14 protein-coding genes are annotated in these 18,981 nt (G+C 42.1%); all 14 read right to left on the bottom strand.

Annotated elements, in window-relative coordinates; genetic code table 11:
- Positions 1-224 precede the first annotated feature (224 nt).
- Positions 225-770: a hypothetical protein gene (locus RMY31_RS22835; protein WP_322658029.1), complete on the bottom strand. Its 546-nt coding sequence runs from the start codon at positions 768-770 to the stop codon at positions 225-227.
- A 452-nt stretch (positions 771-1,222) separates the two neighbouring features.
- Positions 1,223-2,359 (bottom strand): hypothetical protein, encoded by a 1,137-nt coding sequence (locus tag RMY31_RS22830; protein WP_322658028.1) that lies wholly within the window; start codon positions 2,357-2,359, stop codon positions 1,223-1,225.
- Between the two features lie 511 nt (positions 2,360-2,870).
- Complete coding sequence (locus RMY31_RS22825) at positions 2,871-3,374, bottom strand: hypothetical protein (RefSeq protein ID WP_322658027.1); 504 nt, start codon at positions 3,372-3,374, stop codon at positions 2,871-2,873.
- A 691-nt stretch (positions 3,375-4,065) separates the two neighbouring features.
- On the bottom strand, positions 4,066-5,130 hold the full coding sequence (aroF, locus tag RMY31_RS22820) for a 3-deoxy-7-phosphoheptulonate synthase (protein ID WP_322658026.1): 1,065 nt from the start codon (positions 5,128-5,130) through the stop codon (positions 4,066-4,068).
- Between the two features lie 38 nt (positions 5,131-5,168).
- A complete protein-coding gene (trpD, locus tag RMY31_RS22815) occupies positions 5,169-6,284 on the bottom strand; it encodes an anthranilate phosphoribosyltransferase (protein ID WP_322658025.1) in 1,116 nt (371 codons plus the stop codon).
- Positions 6,281-7,510, bottom strand: a complete 1,230-nt coding sequence (gene trpB / locus RMY31_RS22810) for a tryptophan synthase subunit beta (protein ID WP_322658091.1) — start codon at positions 7,508-7,510, stop codon at positions 6,281-6,283. The genes trpD and trpB overlap by 4 nt, the downstream gene beginning before the upstream one ends.
- 160 nt (positions 7,511-7,670) lie before the next feature.
- Complete coding sequence (trpA, locus tag RMY31_RS22805; protein WP_322658024.1) at positions 7,671-8,501, bottom strand: tryptophan synthase subunit alpha; 831 nt, start codon at positions 8,499-8,501, stop codon at positions 7,671-7,673.
- 139 nt (positions 8,502-8,640) lie between these two features.
- On the bottom strand, positions 8,641-9,474 hold the full coding sequence (gene trpC, locus RMY31_RS22800) for an indole-3-glycerol phosphate synthase TrpC (protein ID WP_322658023.1): 834 nt from the start codon (positions 9,472-9,474) through the stop codon (positions 8,641-8,643).
- Between the two features lie 41 nt (positions 9,475-9,515).
- Positions 9,516-11,744, bottom strand: a complete 2,229-nt coding sequence (locus tag RMY31_RS22795) for an anthranilate synthase (RefSeq protein ID WP_322658022.1) — start codon at positions 11,742-11,744, stop codon at positions 9,516-9,518.
- 735 nt (positions 11,745-12,479) lie between these two features.
- Complete coding sequence (locus RMY31_RS22790; RefSeq protein WP_322658020.1) at positions 12,480-13,706, bottom strand: 3-dehydroquinate synthase; 1,227 nt, start codon at positions 13,704-13,706, stop codon at positions 12,480-12,482.
- Between the two features lie 45 nt (positions 13,707-13,751).
- Entirely contained in the window at positions 13,752-14,828 is a 1,077-nt protein-coding gene (gene tyrA / locus RMY31_RS22785) for a bifunctional chorismate mutase/prephenate dehydrogenase (protein WP_322658090.1), read from the bottom strand.
- 19 nt (positions 14,829-14,847) lie between these two features.
- Positions 14,848-16,125, bottom strand: coding sequence for a glycosyltransferase family 4 protein (locus tag RMY31_RS22780; protein WP_322658019.1), 1,278 nt, complete (start codon positions 16,123-16,125; stop codon positions 14,848-14,850).
- 285 nt (positions 16,126-16,410) lie between these two features.
- Positions 16,411-17,580, bottom strand: a complete 1,170-nt coding sequence (gene scyF / locus RMY31_RS22775) for a scytonemin biosynthesis PEP-CTERM protein ScyF (RefSeq protein WP_322658018.1) — start codon at positions 17,578-17,580, stop codon at positions 16,411-16,413.
- An 84-nt stretch (positions 17,581-17,664) separates the two neighbouring features.
- Positions 17,665-18,966 carry a ScyD/ScyE family protein gene (locus RMY31_RS22770; RefSeq protein ID WP_322658017.1) on the bottom strand — a complete coding sequence of 434 codons (1,302 nt, stop codon included), beginning with the start codon at positions 18,964-18,966 and terminating at the stop codon, positions 17,665-17,667.
- Positions 18,967-18,981: the final 15 nt, after the last annotated feature.

The raw sequence follows: 18,981 nt of genomic DNA, 5'->3' as shown, positions 1-18,981 counted from the left end.
TTACTTAAGCCTATTGAATAAATCCTTAAAAGTAATGAAACCTGACAAAGCCCGTGATTAATTGGCTAACAATGATAACTTGAAAAAATAATATTTATGCATGGTAAAAGTATATTTATAAAACTGAATATATCAAGCATCAGTAATTTAGTTTTTTTGCTATATCTAATTTTGAGGAAAAATCACAATATATTCAAAATCAATTAAACTTTTTTGTAAATTGCTTATAAAGCATGCATTTTCAATAACCAACTTTCCAAGCTTTGACGACGCTTTTGTGATTCTTTAGCTAATTTTTCTGGATTTATTTCTTGACTCTGCAAAAATAAATCTACTGTTTTCGTTGTTAAAAAGAACACTCCGTCACGCTGAGAGACAATAGGAATTACCGAACTATGAATCTGCCATATACTGTGAGGTATTCGATAATTTAATTTGAGATTTTCCTTGTTACTAAAGTTTGGAGGCTGCTGAATTGCCCAGTAAGCCTTATTAGTTTTAACAGCAATTTGCTTAAACTTAAACATTTCAGTTTCTAGTTGAGCACTTAAAGTATTGATACGCTCAACTAGCCAACTTAATTCTTGAATTCCTTGCTCATATTCACACTGAAGATTGTACCTAATTCGCTGTTTTTGGAGTTTAGTTAACATTCCCTCATATTCAGCTAAAGCTGCTATATCATATTGTAAATTTGTCAAATCAACTACTTGATGATTATCTGAAGATTCAGGAATTGCGATTGATGTTATGTTAGATTTTTGACTCATTGGCTAAACAGTTGCTGCTATAGAAAAATCAGCCCTTTTAGTAGTGCTGTCCCACAGATGATATTAATATTCATCAATCGTAGTTATACTTTTTTCTGACAGCAAATGTTATTTGTTACATTTATTTATAAAATCACAATCAACAAGTCATATCAATTAAGTAAAACGAGGTAAAAAACCAAACTGTCAACTGTGTAAAGATAAGTAAATACGCATAATGTATCTACCACGGTAACAGGGCTATGGGTAGCCGTTTAAGTGTATTTCTGACTCCTGAGCAAGATAGGACTCTTTTCAATCTAAGAACGGCAGATGTACCTCAAAAAGTGAAAGACAGAGCAGAAGTCATTAGATTAAGCGTACATGGTTGGTACATAAACAAATGCATTACCCCTGCCAGTTAAGTGGTCGCTACCATCTGTCGATGCTTGATTACTGCTGACTCCAGATATTCATATTGACCTACCTACCCTACCTTTTTTGAACTTCGACCACAGCAAACACACGAGTCCCATCACTATTAGCGGCACTGAGAAAGTAGGTTCTGGGACAGACTGAGGATTCTGCACGGGTGGGTAAGGGATCCCATTCCCTGGAGTTTCAGTAACTGATGCCAAAAGCTGCTTAATATCACCAAATGCATCACTGGCGTTAGCACTATTACCTTTAGAAAGGATGAGTTGGTTAAATGTTTGGATGTCTGATACTTCCAAATCTCCTGTTAACTCAGTAAAATCTTTACCTATTCCGCTCATCAGCGAGTTAATGACGGTGTCAACATCAGCTTTAATCACTTGACTGGTATTGTTACCAACATTAATGGTTGTGTTGCTCTTATTTTCTAGCCAATTGCCGTTACCAACGACTGTGTTACCGCTGGTAAATACCCAATTGCCATTACCAATAATTGTATTGTTACTACCAAAATCCCAGTTGCCGTTTCCAATAGTTGCGTTGTCACTACCAAAGTGCCAATTACCATTACCAAGGGTTGCGTTGTTACTTCCGTCGTCCCAATACCAGTTGCCGTTGCCAATAGTTGCGTTGTCACCGCCGAACTGCCAATTGCCATTGCCAATGGTTGCGTTGTTGTTATTGAAATTCCAATTGCCATTGCCAATAGTAGCACTGTCATTCCCAGAGTTGGAATTGAAATTACCAAGAGTTGCGTTATTACTACCAGAGTCCCTGTTGCCATTACCAATGGGTGCATTATCCTTGTTAAAGGGCAGACCACCAGCAGGGTTATTACCGCTATAGGGTGTGTTGTTACCACGGATTATGTTCAACGGATCGAAAGGCGATTGCTGATGTGAACTTCCACCATTTGTAAACGGGTTTTTACCGCCAGCAAATGGATTTTTAGCATCATTTGGAAAGTCGTCACCCAGCACTAACTTCAAGCGATCGAAGATTAATTGCTGAAGTTTACTGCCACCTTCGCCAGCAAACGGGTTAATACCGCCACCTGGAATAGTACTGCTAGCGCTACCTGCAATGGGATTACCATTAATATTGCCAGCCAAGGAATCACCAGCACCGGAGGTGTTTCCCCCACTAAAAATGGGGTTGACAGCAGACGCTTCCATCAGCACTAATCTCCTATTTTTAGTTCAAATTGGCAGAAAAAAAAGGGTATCAAAAAGACAAGCTTAAGTCAGCTTAATAAATTTATCTGTAGAATTTTATAGTTAAAACTAATTCTTTAGTAATAGCACTTAAAGTAATCAAAACAACAGTTTTTATGAAAATAATAAAACTGTTATTAAACTGAATTTTGCATATATATTATGATAATTTTATTGCCCTTACAATGACTAATCTTTGGATTAACATGTAAATTTTTTTGCTATTTCAATGAGTTGAAGTAAAAAATTTTATACTATTGGACACTTAGGAAAACAGCAGTGTAATTTAAAAAACAATAAGGCTAGACTTTTGGCAATAGTCGATAATTAATTCTTGAAATTAAACCGCAGATGAACACAGATATTTTAGTGGCAACCTGCGGAAAGTAGTTATTTTACGAGCAAGCTTGCGATCGCCTCTACAATCTGTGCCATCTACAGATTTTTGCAGAAATTCTAAGAACTATTGCTCTTAGGCAAATGGGTTACCGCTACCGCCAAATGGATTGCCGCCACCTGCGAATGGGTTATCGCCACCTGCAAATGGGTTATCGCCACTTTCAAATGGATTACCGCTACCGCCAAATGGATTACTGCCACCGCCAAATGGAGCAAATGGATTACTGCCACCTGCAAATGGGTTATCGCCACCTTCAAATGGGTTACCGCCACCACCGCCAGTCAAGGGATCGCCAGGGCCTTTAGTTGGATCTTTACCACCAGCGAAGATATCCCAGAAGTTTTCACCAGCGAAAGGATTTCCATTATAAGGAAGGCCATCTGTGCCACCCGAACCAGTTGGAAATGGATTTTTGCCACCTCCATCACTAAAGGCTTTACCAAAAGCTTCAAGTACTTCTTCTTTATCTACATTTGGAATATTGAACAATTCAGCAAAGGGCGATCGCTCAAGCTGTTTGATAAGTACTTCCTTTGAGGGGACGTTGCTGTTACCACCTTTAGTTGAATCTGCCATCAGAAATAATCCTCCTATTCGGATAATAATTTTGTCAAGTTTGGAACGTGAAATAGGCACAAAGTAGCCAAGTTTCCGGCTGATTATTGTGTTTTACATTGCTAGAGTTAGCTATTGAGCTATTGAGTTTATCGGGTTGTGCTGTTGGCTGTTTTTCTAATTCTTGATAGCCAAACTTCAACTACAATTTTGACGTTTTCTACATATGTTAAACAACCTTGATTAATATTGCAATGATAAATACTTTGATTGTTTACCAATCTTTTAGATAGTTGCAAGTTAGTAAATAAAACCCGAAATATTAGAGATTTAAAAATAAAAGTAAAGCTCTAATTTTCTAGTATTATTATTTTTTAGCGCATGAGATAAATCAAATATTCATGCGCCAATTCTTGATGAATACTGAATTGCATTCAAATAGAAAATATCAAGCAGGTAACAGGAGTAGGCGGCAAAAATACTTTTGAATGCAAGTGAGTATAACTGAATGTCACGCTCGAAACCGTGAAACTCTTGCTATGGCTGGGTGTAGGGGTATAGGGGTGTGGGGTGTAGGGCAAGAGTGTTGCTTTGCGAGTCTGATTAGTTGGTTTTAATTCTTTTCCTTACACCCCTACACCCCTACACCCTTACACCCAAAAGCCAACCAAATTAAGGATTTGCGCTTTACAAGCGTGCCATTCGAGTATAACTAAACTGAAGTTACTAATTCAGGTATAGACCAGCGATTAACTACTTTGCCGAGAACTGACATTTCTTGAACCAAGCGGTCGAATTTCTCAGGAGTTAAGGACTGAGGACCATCAGATAAAGCCTTAGCTGGATTGGGGTGAACCTCAATCATCAAAGCATCTGTACCAGCGGCGATCGCAGCTAAAGCCATAGGTGCAACATACTCAGATTTACCAGTTCCGTGGCTGGGATCGATGGCGATTGGGAGATGGGTGAGCGATCGCAATACTGGAATTACAGACAAATCTAAAGTGTTACGTGCATACTTCGAGTCAAACGTTCTAATTCCCCGCTCACAAAGAATTACATTTGGATTGCCTGCTGCTAGGAGATATTCTGCTGCCATCAGCCACTCGTCAATTGTGGCTGACATCCCTCGCTTCAGCAGCACAGGTTTATCTTGCGCGCCTACTTTTTTGAGCAACGCGAAGTTTTGCATATTCCGCGCTCCTATCTGGATAATGTCAGCCACTCTTGCTACTGCTGGTAAATCGGCAGCATCCATAAGTTCTGTGATAATGCCCAAACCTGTAGCTTCACGAGCTGCTGCTAATAAATCTAAGGCACTCTCACCATATCCTTGAAAGGCATAGGGCGAAGTGCGAGGTTTATAGGCTCCCCCACGCAGAAACTTTGCTCCTGCTGCCTTAACTCGCTTTGCGGTCTCCACAATCATCGCTTCATTTTCAACCGAACAAGGCCCGGCTATTACCACTATGGGATGATGTTCTCCAAAATAGACGCGATCGTTAGGTGTGGGTACAACAACCTCACTAGCTTCTCCATATCGGAATTCTCGACTAACCCGCTTGAAAGGTTTCTCCACGCGCAATACTTGCTCAATCCAAGGACTAAACTCCTGGATTAGCATCCGATCGATAGTAGAAGTATCGCCAATCATGCCCAAGATAACTTTATGCTCGCCGATACTTTTTTCTACTGTGACTCCCCAAGTGTCTCTCAAACCTTCACAGATCCGAGTAATTTCGTCAGCAGGTGTACCGCTCTTAAGTACTATAATCATTTTCTTTTCCTTTCGTACAAACAAACAGAAATCAGAAATTAGCGCAAAAATTCAGCAAGTTGTTCTAATTTTGTCCAAGCAGCCCCACTTCGCAGAACTTCCCGAGCAAGAACAAGACCTTTAGCACAACCTTCTAAAATATCTGTTTCGCCATCAATGGCTTCGCCAACTTGGAGTGCTAGCGCTGTATTCAAAGCGACTACATCTTGTTGCGCTTGAGTGCCTTTACCTTGTAGAACAGCTTTCAAAATTTCCGCATTTTCTTGAATATCTCCACCTTGTAATGCCGCAGTCGGTGCAGGACTCAAACCAAGTTCCTGGGGATTAAGTGTTAAAGAACGTACTTTTCCCGCTTGGAGTACAGCTAAGTCGGTGACATCTGCTAAACCAGCCTCATCTAAACGTTCTCGTCCGTGGAGTGCGATCGCTTGCCGACATCCCAATTGTGATAAAGCTTCAGCGATTACCTCTAGTAAAAGCGGGTCATTCACACCAATAATCTGCCCCGTCGGTCGCATCGGATTTACTAAAGGCCCCAACAGATTAAAAACAGTACGCACCTTTAAAGTTTTTCGCAAAACAGCGACTGCCTTTAATGCTGGATGCCAACCTGGGGCAAACAAAAAGGTAATACCAACTTCACCAACTGCGGCTTGCACTTTCTCAGGACTGGCATTGAGATTTATACCCAAAGCTTCCAAAACATCAGCGGAACCAGCTTTACTAGATGCAGAACGATTGCCATGTTTGGCAACTTTTATTCCTGCGCTGGCGGCAACAAAGGCAACAGCAGTGGAAATGTTAAAAGTGGAAGCCCCATCTCCGCCAGTGCCGCAGGTGTCAATGAGAGTACAGACGCGATTAATCGCGTCTGTACAAGAGTTATGAGTGGGGAATGGGGAGGATTGGGATTGCAAGACGGTAGCCATACCAACCAATTCTTCTGCGGATACGCCTTTGGTTTGAATTGCCGCTAAAATCGCTCCTGAGAGTACGGAGGGAATAGCATCTGTAAGCCAACCCTGCATTAAATCCCCAGCTTGGGAAGTTGTAAGCGATCGCCGCTCGAGCAGCTGTTTCAATAGAATAGACCAGTCGTAGGAGTCGGAAGCGACCGAAATGTTGTCAGAGAAAGCTGGTGTTATGGTTATCATTTCAGGATTTTGGCTACGGTTTGCACATCCTTGTCACCTCTACCAGAACAATTGATGACGATGCGGGGACTGCCATCTAATTGCGGACAGAGGGTTTCTAAATAGGCGATCGCATGAGCAGTTTCTAAGGCGGGAATGATTCCTTCTAGTTGCGAAAGCCTTTGAAATGCCTCTAGTGCCTGCCGATCGGTCACGCTGTAATACTCGGCGCGACCAAGATCCTTTAAATAACTATGTTCAGGCCCGACACCGGGATAATCTAGTCCTGCACTAATCGAATGTGCTTCAACTACTTGACCATCACCATCTTGTAGTAAATAGCTCATCGCACCATGCAAAACTCCTACTTTTCCTCGCGTCAGAGTCGCTGCATGTTTTTCTGTATCTACACCTTCACCCGCTGCTTCTATTCCAACTAGTCGCACAGATGGTTCATCTACAAATTCATGGAACAATCCAATCGCATTAGAACCTCCACCCACACAAGCTAAGAGAATATCTGGAAGCCCGCCCCATTTATCTTGACACTGCACGCGAGTTTCTTTGCCAATTACCACGTGGAAGTCACGCACCAACATTGGATAGGGATGAGGACCAGCCACAGAACCCAAGATGTAATGAGTTGTTTCTACGTTTGTCACCCAATCTCGAATTGCCTCGGAAGTTGCATCCTTGAGGGTGCCGGTGCCTGCCTCCACTGGGCGAACTTCAGCCCCCATCAACTTCATCCGAAACACGTTCAGGGCTTGTCGTTCCATGTCGTGGATGCCCATATAGATCGCACATTCCAACCCAAACCGCGCGCACACGGTAGCAGTCGCCACCCCATGCTGGCCTGCACCAGTCTCCGCAATAATTCGCTGTTTGCCCATGCGTTTGGCTAGCAGCACTTGAGCTAAAGCATTATTAATTTTATGAGCGCCTGTATGATTTAAATCTTCTCTTTTTAAGTAAATTTGCGGCCCCGTGCCATCTGGTCTAGCGTAGTGTGCCGTGAGGCGTTCAGCAAAATATAACGGGCTAGGTCGTCCTACGTAATCCCGTAGTAGATTTTGTAGTTCCCCTTGGAAATTCACCTCATTGCGATATTGATGAAACGCCGTTTCCAACTCACTTAATGCAGGCATTAAGGTTTCTGGCACATACTTTCCGCCGAATTTACCAAACCTGCCCAAAGAGTCGGGTTGCACAGTTCCAGGCGAAATCGTATTTTTAATGTTTGGAATACTTAGCACAGTTTAAAACCTCTCACGTTCACAATACCTTCGCCAAGCCAAAATTTTCTTTGCATTTCCTTCTTCGCATCCTTTGCGCCCTTTGCGGTTCGTTACTCTTGATCGATCCACACGGCGCAAAGAACATACAGAAAAGAAATCGATAAGTTTTTTACTTAGCAGCACTCACTTGTTGTAGTAAGGAGACAGGGGTGATTGCTGCTTTGAGTTCTCGACAAAGTTGTTCTACAGCTTGCAGTCCTTCTGTTGCGCTACCTTCTGCTAACCGCTTCACAAATGCACTACCAACAATCACCGCATCTGCGCCCCATTCTCTTACTTGATGTGCGTGTTCTGGCGCTGAGATACCAAAGCCAACGCCAATAGGTTTATCGGTAACGCTTCGCAAATCTGTCAGTAAATACTTCACTCGGTCTTGGAGTTGAGAGCGGATTCCTGTCACACCTGTTACACTCACAAGGTAGATAAATCCCTGAGATTTATGAGCGATCGCTTCAATCCTATCTTGAGAACTGGTAGGAGCTACAAGCAAAATTACCTCAATTCCAAAAGTAGTAGCAGTATGTATTAATTGTTCTGCTTCTTCTAAAGGTAAATCTGGTACTACCAACCCACGCACCCCAACAGCAGCAACTTCTGCTAAAAACGGCTTGATACCACGGTGCAAAATGGGATTGTAGTAAGTAAATAAAATTATCGGTGCTTTCAAGCTAGGACTGACAGTTTGCAACATCTCCAGCACTTGCTCTAATGTTGTTCCTTTTTGCAAAGCGCGGGTAGCTGCCGCTTGAATTACGGGCCCGTCTGCTAGAGGGTCAGAGTAAGGAACGCCTAACTCAATGAAGTCAGCGCCATTACGATCTAAGATGCGTAAAGCCTCGGCGGTAGTTTCTAAGTTAGGATCGCCAGCCGTGATAAAGGGAATCAAGGCACACTGTTGGCGATCGCGCAAAGATTGAAATTTTTCAGAGATAGAAGCCATCCTAATAATTCACCGAGAAATTGGTAATAACTATTGCCTTAAATGTAGGGAAAGGGTAGAGAAGAAAATTATTTACTTTAGTCTTGAATCTTTCCCTTTGGTCCAACTTCTGCAAGACGTTTATTTTTAATTAGCATTTTCATAGCAGATCGTGTCTTAGCAAACTACGCACAGCTTGCTCTACATCACTTTGTTTTACTAAAGACTCTCCTACCAAGACCGCACGGACACCAGCTTCGGCTACAAGAGATAAATCGGCAGGTGTATACAGTCCAGATTCACTGACGACAGTGATACCCAAGCTTTGTAATTGTTGCTGACGCTGTGCTAAAAGTTGCTGTGTTGTCTCTAAATCAACTGTAAAATTCTCTAGATTGCGGTTGTTGATTCCTACTAAACGTAGATTGTCAAGCTTTAGCACTCGATCTAGTTCAGCTAAGGTATGGACTTCTACTAGTGCATTCATACCCAAGTCGTGAATCACTTGCAAAAAGTCTTGGAGTTCCTCGTCTGATAAAATTGCAGCAATTAATAGTACAGCATCTGCACCCGCCACTCGTGCCACATAAATTTGGTAGGGGTCAATGATGAACTCCTTGCATAGTAGGGGTAATGCTACATGCGATCGCACAGCACGCAGATTCGCAAAACTACCTTGAAAGAACTTTTGGTCAGTCAGGACTGATAAACAAGCTGCACCACCTCGTTCGTAAGCTTGAGCGATCGCCACTGGGTCAAAATCCTCTCGAATAATCCCACGACTCGGTGATGCTTTTTTAACTTCGGCAATTAAGCTAGGTTGGCTAGGGTTTTCCTGCAAAGCCGTTAAGAAATTTCGCACAGTTGGGGCAGTAGTTAACTGGTTGTGCAAAAAAGCTAAAGGCAATTCTTTTTGCATTTGTGCGACTTCTTGCTTTTTATGCCACACAATTTCGTCGAGAATATGCCGAATAGAGGAAGCTGGATTAGGCATAATACTAATTCGTAATTAGGACGCAAAGATGCGAAGAACAATTATTGACTAATGACTTTTGTACAGACGCGATTAATCGCGTTTAATGACTCTCTGCTAGCCGTATATGCACGCACCACGTTTTTAATTATTGTTAGACCGACTTCTCCGGTTAGGGTCATGATTGATTCTGGATGAAACTGAACAGCAGCAATGGAAAGTGTTTGATGTTCAATGGCCATGATTACGTCGTCATCGGAAATCGCTGTGATTTTAAGTTCACTTGGTAAGCTTTGCGGTAGGGCAAATAATGAGTGATATCTACCTACTGCAAAGGATTCTGGCAAGTTTTTGAATAAAACAGAATCTGAATCGGTGACGAAAATCCGCGAAGATTTACCATGTTGGGGATAGTTAAGAACTCCCAATTCTCCGCCAAATGCTTCAACTATGCCTTGCAGTCCTAAACAAACTCCAAAAATGGGAATTTGGCGACGAATACAGGCGGCTACAGTCTCTGGAACCCGAAACTCGCTTGGTCTACCAGGACCAGGAGACAAAACAACAAGGTCGGGCCGTTCTGTATCGAATAGCGATTCCGCAAAGCCGTGACGTAGTGTGATGACGTTTGCACCGGTTTGGCGAATGTAATTGGCTAATGTATGAACAAATGAGTCTTCGTGGTCTATCAATAAAATGCGTTTGGTTTGTTCTACATCTGGGACGCATTTGCTGAATTTTTCGGAACTACACTCCTCAGTTTTCACGCCTGTTTGTTTAGCACGACGAATCGTCTCAAATGCAGCTGCTGCTTTGGTAATTGTTTCTTGTTCTTCTGCTTGTGGTATCGAGTCATAGAGGACAGTCGCACCAACTCGCACTTCAGCAATAGAGTCTTTTAACCGAATTGTTCGCAGGATTAATCCAGTATTTAAGTTGCCATTGAAGTTTAAATAGCCAACTGCTCCACCATACCAACGTCGAGCGCTTCGTTCGTGCTGTTCGAGAAACTGGATTGCTGCTCGTTTGGGTGCGCCAGTAACTGTAACTGCCCAAGTATGGGAGAGAAAAGCATCTAAAGCATCAAATTGCGATCGCAGTGTCCCCTCGACATGATCTACTGTATGAATTAAGTGGCTGTACAATTCAATTTGACGACGACCAATCACTCGTACCGAACCTGGTTCGCAAATCCGGGATTTGTCGTTGCGGTCTACATCAGTACACATCGTTAACTCAGCCTCGTCTTTGTGGGAGTTGAGTAACAGACGAATTTGCACGGCATCATCAAGAGCATTTTGTCCCCGCGTAATAGTCCCACTAATCGGACAGGTTTCTACACGCCTACCTTCAACCCGCACAAACATTTCTGGAGATGCACCAATCAAATATTCTCCACCTAGATTAAAAATAAATCCATAAGGGCTAGGATTAATGTACTTTAATATTTCAAATAATTGGCTAGGTTTCTGTTCACAAGCTTCAAAGAAGTTTTGACTCGGAACTACTTCAAATAAATCGCCTCGCCGGAAGTAATCAAGTGCAATCTCAACTTGCTTAGCATATTCGCCTATTTTATGGTCAGCAATTTGAGTCGGTGTCAAACACTGACCTCGATAATCAATAGATTCACCTGTACGAGGTAGATTATTCGTACTACCGTGCAGAGTTTGAAACTCATATTGCAGACGAAATGCTCTTTGCTGATAGTAATCTACAACTATTAATTCATCAGGTAGATAAAGCACTAAATCTCGCTGATCTGGGGCACGTTCTATGCGTTGGAAAGTTGGCTCAAATTGGAAAACCAAGTCGTATCCAAATGCACCATATAAACCTAGATGCTCGTCTTCTTGACTAGAAAAAAGATGTAGAATTTCACGGATAACTGTAAATGTCGAAGGTTGTTTACTGCGATCTTCTTCGGCAAAGAATTTTTGTGGAGGTTTAACAAATCCGGCGATATAGTTGTTATTTTGTTTGACTTCTTGAAGTTGTTCGGATTGGGATAGACGCTCTAACAGCAATGGTAAAAATATCTTACCGCGATCGTTCAGGGCTGTTAGGGTAAAAGCGTTATCTCGTGTTGTTAATTCTAGTGGCGGATTCACAAATCCAATTGCCCATCTTTTATATCTTCCTGGATACTCGTAGCTGCTAGTGAGTAAACCTCCACGTTGAGAATTTAGGTAGAACAAAATCTCTTCGAGGGCAGTGTCCATCTTAACTTCTGCGATGGAGCGAGAGATATGCACAGCGCCAAGAGTTGTGTAGGAAGAATCAAGAATCATGGGTAATTTCTCTAGAATAGTTACTATTTATTGGTCAAGAGATACTCATTATTTTGTATGCACTTCAGATAAAAGGCAATTTTTCAGTGTTTTTCAGTTATTTTAACTAGATTACTCACAAGATGAAATTAAAAGTTAAAAAGCATTTATCCAAAAGAGGCTTTATGGAGTATTTATATATATTTATTCATTTTTCACTTTTTGATTTTCGTCTCAAACTCTATCCTAACTTTGGTTTATGAGCCTGAAAAATGCTGTGAATAATCCGATTGACTGAAACTGTGGCGATTGTAGTATTATTGCCGAAGTTTATACAATTAGAAACTTTGGAGATTCTTAATTAAGCCTACTCAAATTTAAGAAATAGTTAAATGAATAATCTTTCGATTAGACTGGCAAATTATTTGTTTTTTATACTAACAAACTCACGTAATTATTGAACATATTTTTTATGATTATTTACCTCTTTCTCAGGTTATAAATTTAGATGTATCATTCAATAGATATTCTCTAATACATGTATTAGAAGGAAAATATTAATTTCATTGTTGAAGAAGAAGTCAGAATTCAGAATCAAGAGCGTCGGGGATTCAGACCCGCGACTGATTGAAGACCACCAAATCTACGATTTGGATGGGGTCTTAAACCCGTTTATTCATCCACTAGTCGCACAGAATTCATGCTGAATTCTGGCTCCTGACTCCTCACTTCCTATAAGCTATCCAAAGCAAACACTTAACTTGCTGTTAGTAATGTCTGTCTATTTTCTACATCCTGCAATAGAGATATTGCTTTTTTGTACAAAGACAGTTCCACTTCGTGAACCTCAATTCCCTGTCCAATATTTTGCAGTAGTGTTAGAGTCAATTCTCCACCCAAGTGTTCGCGGAACTCTGTCAAACCTCGGAATAGACAGCGAGAATCTTCGAGTGGTGACGATCGCTCAGCTAGTTCTGGCACGTACAACGTGAAACCCAGTGCCGATAGTGTATTTAATATCCGTTGGCAGTTTGACCAATCAAGCAGTCCTAGGAGGTAGGAATAAGTACTATCCAAAGCGATGCCGATCGCAACTGCTTCGCCATGACGTAAGCTGTAGTTTGTCAAATGTTCCAGTCTATGAGCCGCCCAATGACCAAAATCTAAGGGACGAGATGAACCCATTTCAAAAGGATCGCCACTGTTGGCAATATGTTCTAAGTGTAACTGGGCGCAACGATAAATTAGCTGTTGCATTGCATCCATGTCTCGACTTACAAGTGCTGCGGTGTGGCTGTGGATAAAATCAAAAAAGCGAGCATCCTTGATGAGTGCTACTTTTACGGCTTCTGCAATGCCAGAAAGCCAATCGCGATCGCTCAAGGTTGTCAAGAAGGCAGAGTCATTTATAACTGCATAAGGCGGGGCGAATGTACCCAGAAAGTTCTTTTTACCAAAGGCATTGATACCGTTTTTTACTCCTATACCGGAATCATTTTGTGCTAACACCGTTGTCGGAATGCGGATGAGGCGAATTCCTCGGTGAGCAGTTGCGGCTGCATATCCTACTAAATCCAACACAGCCCCACCTCCAACTGCCAATAAGTAGGAGTGGCGACACAGTCCGGCTGCTTCAATCAATTTGTGAATTTGCTCTAGCAAAGTGCGATCGTTCTTTGCAGCTTCTCCACCTGGAACTATCATTGGTTCAACAGCAAGCGTTAGGATTTCTGCATAAAACTTGGTATAAGCTGCTAATTGCTTGGGTAACTCAGGCCAGTATTGTAATAATCCTGCATCTATTACAGCTACTACTTTCTTCGGCTTTTTCTCACCATCAGTTGTAATCACTTGCGCTAAGGTGAAATTTTTCAAGTTAAACAGATTATTGGTGAATAAAATCTCATAGTTGAAGCGAACTGAGACACTTTGATGAATCGATTGCAGATTAAATATACTATTTGGTTTGATGTCTAATACCATATTTTTGCTGATTCCATTTTTACTGATTTTTAAACCATAGTTAAGTTATTTATTGAAGTGCATCTGTGGTTCAAAATCTCTTTGGTTATCTTTTTTAGGAATTGTAGGTAAGGTGGGTGAATAATGCTTTTCTTCTTTAAAAAAACCTTGAGTATTTTCAAATTCTTGGATTAATGCAGTTCGGTCTTTTCTTGCCACCAGTCTTGCCAAGCGGCTGTAAGTATTTGCTAAGGAGCTAATTGCCTGACATCTTTCTTCTGTGGCCAGCATAATATCAACGCATAAGTTAGGATTTTGGGAAAACAAACTTTTCAGAATATCAATTTCTTTGCGGTAGTTGGGAGTTGACATTGATAAGCTGCGGTCTAGCTCGATTCTTGTTTGTGCCAAGAAAACACCAAGACTAAATCTTAAGAAATGCTGCGTTGCTTGTACAAAGACCATCATTTGATCGTGTTCTTCAGGTGTGCAAGCAATTACCTCTACACCCTGACTTTTAATAAAGTCTAATAACCATTGGAATGAGTTTTCATTTCGTCCTGGACATACCACCACTTTTTGTCCTAAGAAGGATTTAATATTTGGTCCAAACATAGGATGCAAGCCCATGACGGGGCCTGGATGGTATTCGAGCATGGCTTGAGTCGGCTGAGTCTTGATACTTGTGATGTCACATAAAGCTGTAGTTGAGGCTAGATATTTGGCTGCACGCTGAATGACATCAACTGTATATTTAATTGGAACCGATATTAAAACTAATTCTGCCTGATTCAACAGTTGGTCTGCATACTCCCAATCATCTTGTTCGAGAACGCGAACGTTATGACCTACAGCAGAAAATTGCTCTTTGAAGAATTTCCCCATCCGACCGCGCCCACCGATGATGGTAATTTGTCGGGGTTTGACATGATTTGTCACAGACTCAGGAATCAACGTTGTATGACAGCTATGCACCACACCAGCCCAAACAGACTCAGGAATGCCAGCTTCAGCAAGCAGGGGAGCCACATTAGCGATTTGTGCTTCTAAAGAAGGGAGTTCTAATGCTCTTAGTAATGATAGGCGATCGCTCAACAAAGCGATCAAGCTCTGGTCATTTTGTCTGAGCCGATCTAAAGTCATATGCTTCATATATTAGTCATCACTCACCAGTAGAACTCAATTCAGGCAACATATCCAAAGTTGCAGCTCTCTTGGCGATCGCATCAAAGAATAGCTGTTCATATCGCTCCAGCGCTTGCTCAAAGGAATAGTTTTCGACTGCAAATTTTCTTCCTTGCTTACCTAGCTGCGCTGTCAAAGCAGGATTGGTATATAGTTGCAGTACCGCAGTTGCTAAAGCTTCTGCTGACTCTGGCTCAACAACTATGCCGCCGCCACTTTGTCGGATGGCTTTCGCAGCAGTTCCAGTAGCGGGAACTGAACCCACAATCGGATGCCCGCTAGCCAATAACAGTGGTATTTTAGAAGGCATATTGAAAGAAATCACATTGTGCTTTTGCACAATTAGCCCGACATCAGCTGCTGCTAGCATTTTGGGTAGTTGTTCTCGCGGCTGCAATGGCAGCAATAAAACATTATCTGCCCCACAAGCAAGACAATATTTTTGTAAGTTTTCCAGGGCTTTGGACTCGCCAGCAATGACAAAGGCGATTTCTTTGATGTGATGCAAGCGAGCTGCTGCTTCTACTACTGTTTCTAGTCCTTGCGTAAGCGCAATGTTACCGGAGTACAACACGACAAATTTGTCATCTAGTTGATGGGCAGTTCTCCAAGTGTTATTTTGCTTCGGTAAAGGGCGAATGAAATTGAGGTTTACCCAATTTGGAATGCAGGCAATTTTATTAGCAGGTACACCTTTATTTACTAAATTATCCATAAAACCATCGGCAATCACGCTGATAGTATTAGCAGTTCGATATGCAAATTTCTCTACAGCTTCAAAAACTCGGATTATCAACTTATTTTTGATTAGCCCAACACGCACAGCTGCTTCAGGAAGGATATCTTGCACATTCAACACTACTGGGCAATTGAATAGCCAACTAATTAAGGTTGTAGGTAAAGAAACTAGTAGAGGTGGCACTGTTAAGAGAATCACATCAGGTCGCTTGCCTTTGAACGCTTGTGGCAAACTTGTGATAACAAAACTCAACTCTAGTAATAGTCTATCAAAGAGGTTAGGTTTGGACTTAATTCGCAGGTAACTACGCTGAATCGTAACGCCATTTTTTTCTTCAGTAACGTACCACTTACCCTGGTACTCTTCATATATCTGGCGTTGAGGATAGTTAGGCATTCCTGTAATCACCCGCACTTGATGACCTCGCTTCACCAGTCCTTCTGCTAGTTCAGTCATTAAAGGCGCAATACCAATCGGCTCAGGATGATAATTGTAAGAATAAATTAGAATTTGCATAAGCTATATCTTCCTAAAGTCATCCTGGAAATTGTGCGCTGTAGGTAAAGGCAAAGCGGCCTGCCATCAGACATCGTTAAAGTATATTCAGTCAAAATTGAAGGTTGTAGGTTTTAAGCCAGAGTAAAGTAGAAGTTAAGAGTCAAGAGTTACTTGTCAGGATATAAGAGAGTAAGGGAATTCTTAATAACTCCTGTACGGGTGAACGACCGTACCCTGCGGGAACGCTAAGAGCAAACGCCCCTACTAACTCCTAACTCTTGTACAGACGCGATTAATCGCGTCTCAGCACTTTAAAATGGCTGGTTTTTGCTGTCTATTTTTCCGCAATTTGGCAGCAGCAGCAGCTCCAAGTCCGAATATTCCTAAACCTAGGATTGAGGTAGGCTCAGGCACTTTAGCTCTACCTTCTACGCTTAACACTTGCACGCGACCTTGGAAGAAATCACCCACATAAAGCTTGCCATCTTTGTAGCTTGTACCACCCGTCCAGTTAAATGCGCCTGGTGTGAGGTCGAGGGGGTTGCCAAAGGGTGGTTCACCTAATGCAGGAGCTGGTACAATTTCGCCAGATGCATTACGAGCAGGTTCGCCAAATACAGTTAGGAAGTTACCGTTTTTATCGAATACCTGCACACGGCTATTGATAGAATCGGCTACATAGATATTTTCAAACTCGTCTACTTCAATACCGATGGGCTGATTAAACTCTCCTTCTCCAGTGCCTTGTTTGCCAAATGTTAAGATAGGTTGGCCTTCTGGTGAAAGTACTTGAACGCGGTTGTTAAACTGGTCACTAACATAGAATTTGCCACTAACTGGAGAAATTCTGACACCTGCTGGTCCTTGAAACTTTCCGGGTTCAGTGCCAGAAGTGCCAATGCTACCAACTAGCTCGCCGTCCTTAGTGTATTTATTGATTTTGTCGCCGCTAAAATCACCAATGTACACATAGCCTTCTTTGTCAAATGTTACACCGGATGGCCCAAAGAAAGCTCTACCAGGTATCAGACCGCCAAATGAGCCAAAAGATTTAATAAAGTTACCTTGAGGATCGAAGACATTAACGCGGTTGTTGAAAACATCACCTACATATAGATTTCCAGTATCTGGGTCGATTTCTAGAGCTGATGGCTCGTCGAATTGTCCGGGCCCTTTGCCACCCTCGCCAATTGCTCCAAGATAGTTACCCTGTGGGTCGAATACTTCAACTTTGTTACCGATGTTTGGGTTAAAACTGCCGTCCGGGTTAAGACCGCGACCATTGCTAATGAGGATATTCCCGGAGTCATTCACCGTTATTCCTTGAGGAACAAACAACTGTCCAGGGCCAAAGCCAGGGCTACCAATACTAGTTTCGTACTTTAAATTTAACGATAAGGCTTGAGTCGCTGTTGCCAAAACCATAAATCCAGCACCAGCCATAGTTATTGACAGATTTTTGACTAATCCCATACTTTTAAAGTCCTGCTTGTGTAGGTTAAATGGTTTTGTAGTAAGGGCTTAGAGCCTTACTACAAGCTAAAATCTAAAATGGTTTTAAACTATCTCTGCTTTAGCTAATTCTTTGCTACGTTTGCGCTTCTTGAACATTGAAGCTGCACCTAAAACAGTAACCGTTAGTGTACCTAATGCAGAACTAGGTTCCGGGACTCTTGTAGCATTGGGGTCAATCGCAACGATCTGTCCTGCTCCTCCTGCGAGTCTAGCTCTGTTGGAGATGTATAATTTACCATCAGGGCCATAAGTGATACCAGAAGCAGCCTCTAGTCCATCACCGCTCCAGATAGTTTTGCGAGTACCATCAGGGGCTATTTTGATCAAAGAACCACCAATATCACCTGTGATGATACCGCCCTGTTGAATTTCCTTCCATTCTGAATTATTGATGTGTTGCAAGGCATATAAATTGCCTTCAGGGTCATAGGCTACACCAGTCAGTTGAGTAAAGCCATCAGCGATGGTTTGTATTGACAAATCTTCACCAACTTTGAAGATACGTGCTTCACCTTCTGGATAGGGAAAATATGTGTATTCGCTAACTGTTAAACTGCCGTCAGGAGCGATCGCAATTCCTGTAGGTACTGATTGTTGTGTGACTGGAAGTGTAGATGGATCTACATCTGGCCCTAAATCCGGGTATTCGAGTTTATCTCTAGGTATGGCTTTCTGAGGGAATGCGGCTACGTTCTTAATACCACTGCCATCAAGACCCACAGAATATATGGTGTTTCCACCCCCATCAACTACATAAGCATTATCACCTTTAATTGCAAAAGCATAGGGGTTGGAAATAAAATCAGTGCCGTCAGGATTATATTTGGTTTCGTAGTCTGCAAAATCAGCTAGACTTGTCAGCGAACCAGTGTTTAAGTCTACTTTGTATAGTTTTCCGAGATCGGGCGATTTTAAAACGGTATCGCGGTTGCTCGGATCGCCTGCTAAACCCGTCAACAGATAAGCATTGCCTTTAGAATCAAATTTGAAGTCCGCAGGACCGGCTGCTTGTTCTCCAGAGGGCGATAATGCCAAAGAAGTCAGACCTGATATGATATTTGTTTTTGTACCGTCCTTAGCAATTTTAGTCAGAGAACCATTCTGACCAGCACATAAAGGAATATATCCCGCGCTAGGTGATGGGATGCATCTTCCGTCTTTTCCATCTCCACCGCGACCGCTTTGTGTCAGATAAATACTACCGTCAGGGCCAAATGCTAAATTTCGTGGGTTATCAAAACCTTCAGCAACTACTGAAAAGGTAGCAGCTTCGGCTGCTTTTGATTCCATAACAACGGCAGCGCAAACAGCGAAAAATGTCAGAACAAATGACTTGAGTTTCATACCTATCAAAATTGA

The organism is Dendronalium sp. ChiSLP03b, from assembly GCF_034531165.2.
GTDB lineage: Bacteria > Cyanobacteriota > Cyanobacteriia > Cyanobacteriales > Nostocaceae > Dendronalium > Dendronalium minutum.
Note: the sequence above shows the minus strand (reverse complement) of the source record. Positions and strands in the feature narration are given on the sequence as shown.

What these genes read in the sequence shown, in the direction of transcription:
- RMY31_RS22780 (WP_322658019.1), bottom strand. Translation starts at nt 16,125, where the DNA reads ATGCAAATTCTAATTTATTCTTACAATTATCATCCTGAGCCGATTGGT.
- RMY31_RS22830 (WP_322658028.1), bottom strand. Translation starts at nt 2,359, where the DNA reads ATGGAAGCGTCTGCTGTCAACCCCATTTTTAGTGGGGGAAACACCTCC.
- RMY31_RS22795 (WP_322658022.1), bottom strand. Translation starts at nt 11,744, where the DNA reads ATGATTCTTGATTCTTCCTACACAACTCTTGGCGCTGTGCATATCTCT.
- RMY31_RS22790 (WP_322658020.1), bottom strand. Translation starts at nt 13,706, where the DNA reads ATGGTATTAGACATCAAACCAAATAGTATATTTAATCTGCAATCGATT.
- tyrA (WP_322658090.1), bottom strand. Translation starts at nt 14,828, where the DNA reads ATGACTTTAGATCGGCTCAGACAAAATGACCAGAGCTTGATCGCTTTG.
- trpC (WP_322658023.1), bottom strand. Translation starts at nt 9,474, where the DNA reads ATGCCTAATCCAGCTTCCTCTATTCGGCATATTCTCGACGAAATTGTG.
- RMY31_RS22770 (WP_322658017.1), bottom strand. Translation starts at nt 18,966, where the DNA reads ATGAAACTCAAGTCATTTGTTCTGACATTTTTCGCTGTTTGCGCTGCC.
- trpA (WP_322658024.1), bottom strand. Translation starts at nt 8,501, where the DNA reads ATGGCTTCTATCTCTGAAAAATTTCAATCTTTGCGCGATCGCCAACAG.
- aroF (WP_322658026.1), bottom strand. Translation starts at nt 5,130, where the DNA reads ATGATTATAGTACTTAAGAGCGGTACACCTGCTGACGAAATTACTCGG.
- RMY31_RS22835 (WP_322658029.1), bottom strand. Translation starts at nt 770, where the DNA reads ATGAGTCAAAAATCTAACATAACATCAATCGCAATTCCTGAATCTTCA.
- RMY31_RS22825 (WP_322658027.1), bottom strand. Translation starts at nt 3,374, where the DNA reads ATGGCAGATTCAACTAAAGGTGGTAACAGCAACGTCCCCTCAAAGGAA.
- trpD (WP_322658025.1), bottom strand. Translation starts at nt 6,284, where the DNA reads ATGATAACCATAACACCAGCTTTCTCTGACAACATTTCGGTCGCTTCC.
- scyF (WP_322658018.1), bottom strand. Translation starts at nt 17,580, where the DNA reads ATGGGATTAGTCAAAAATCTGTCAATAACTATGGCTGGTGCTGGATTT.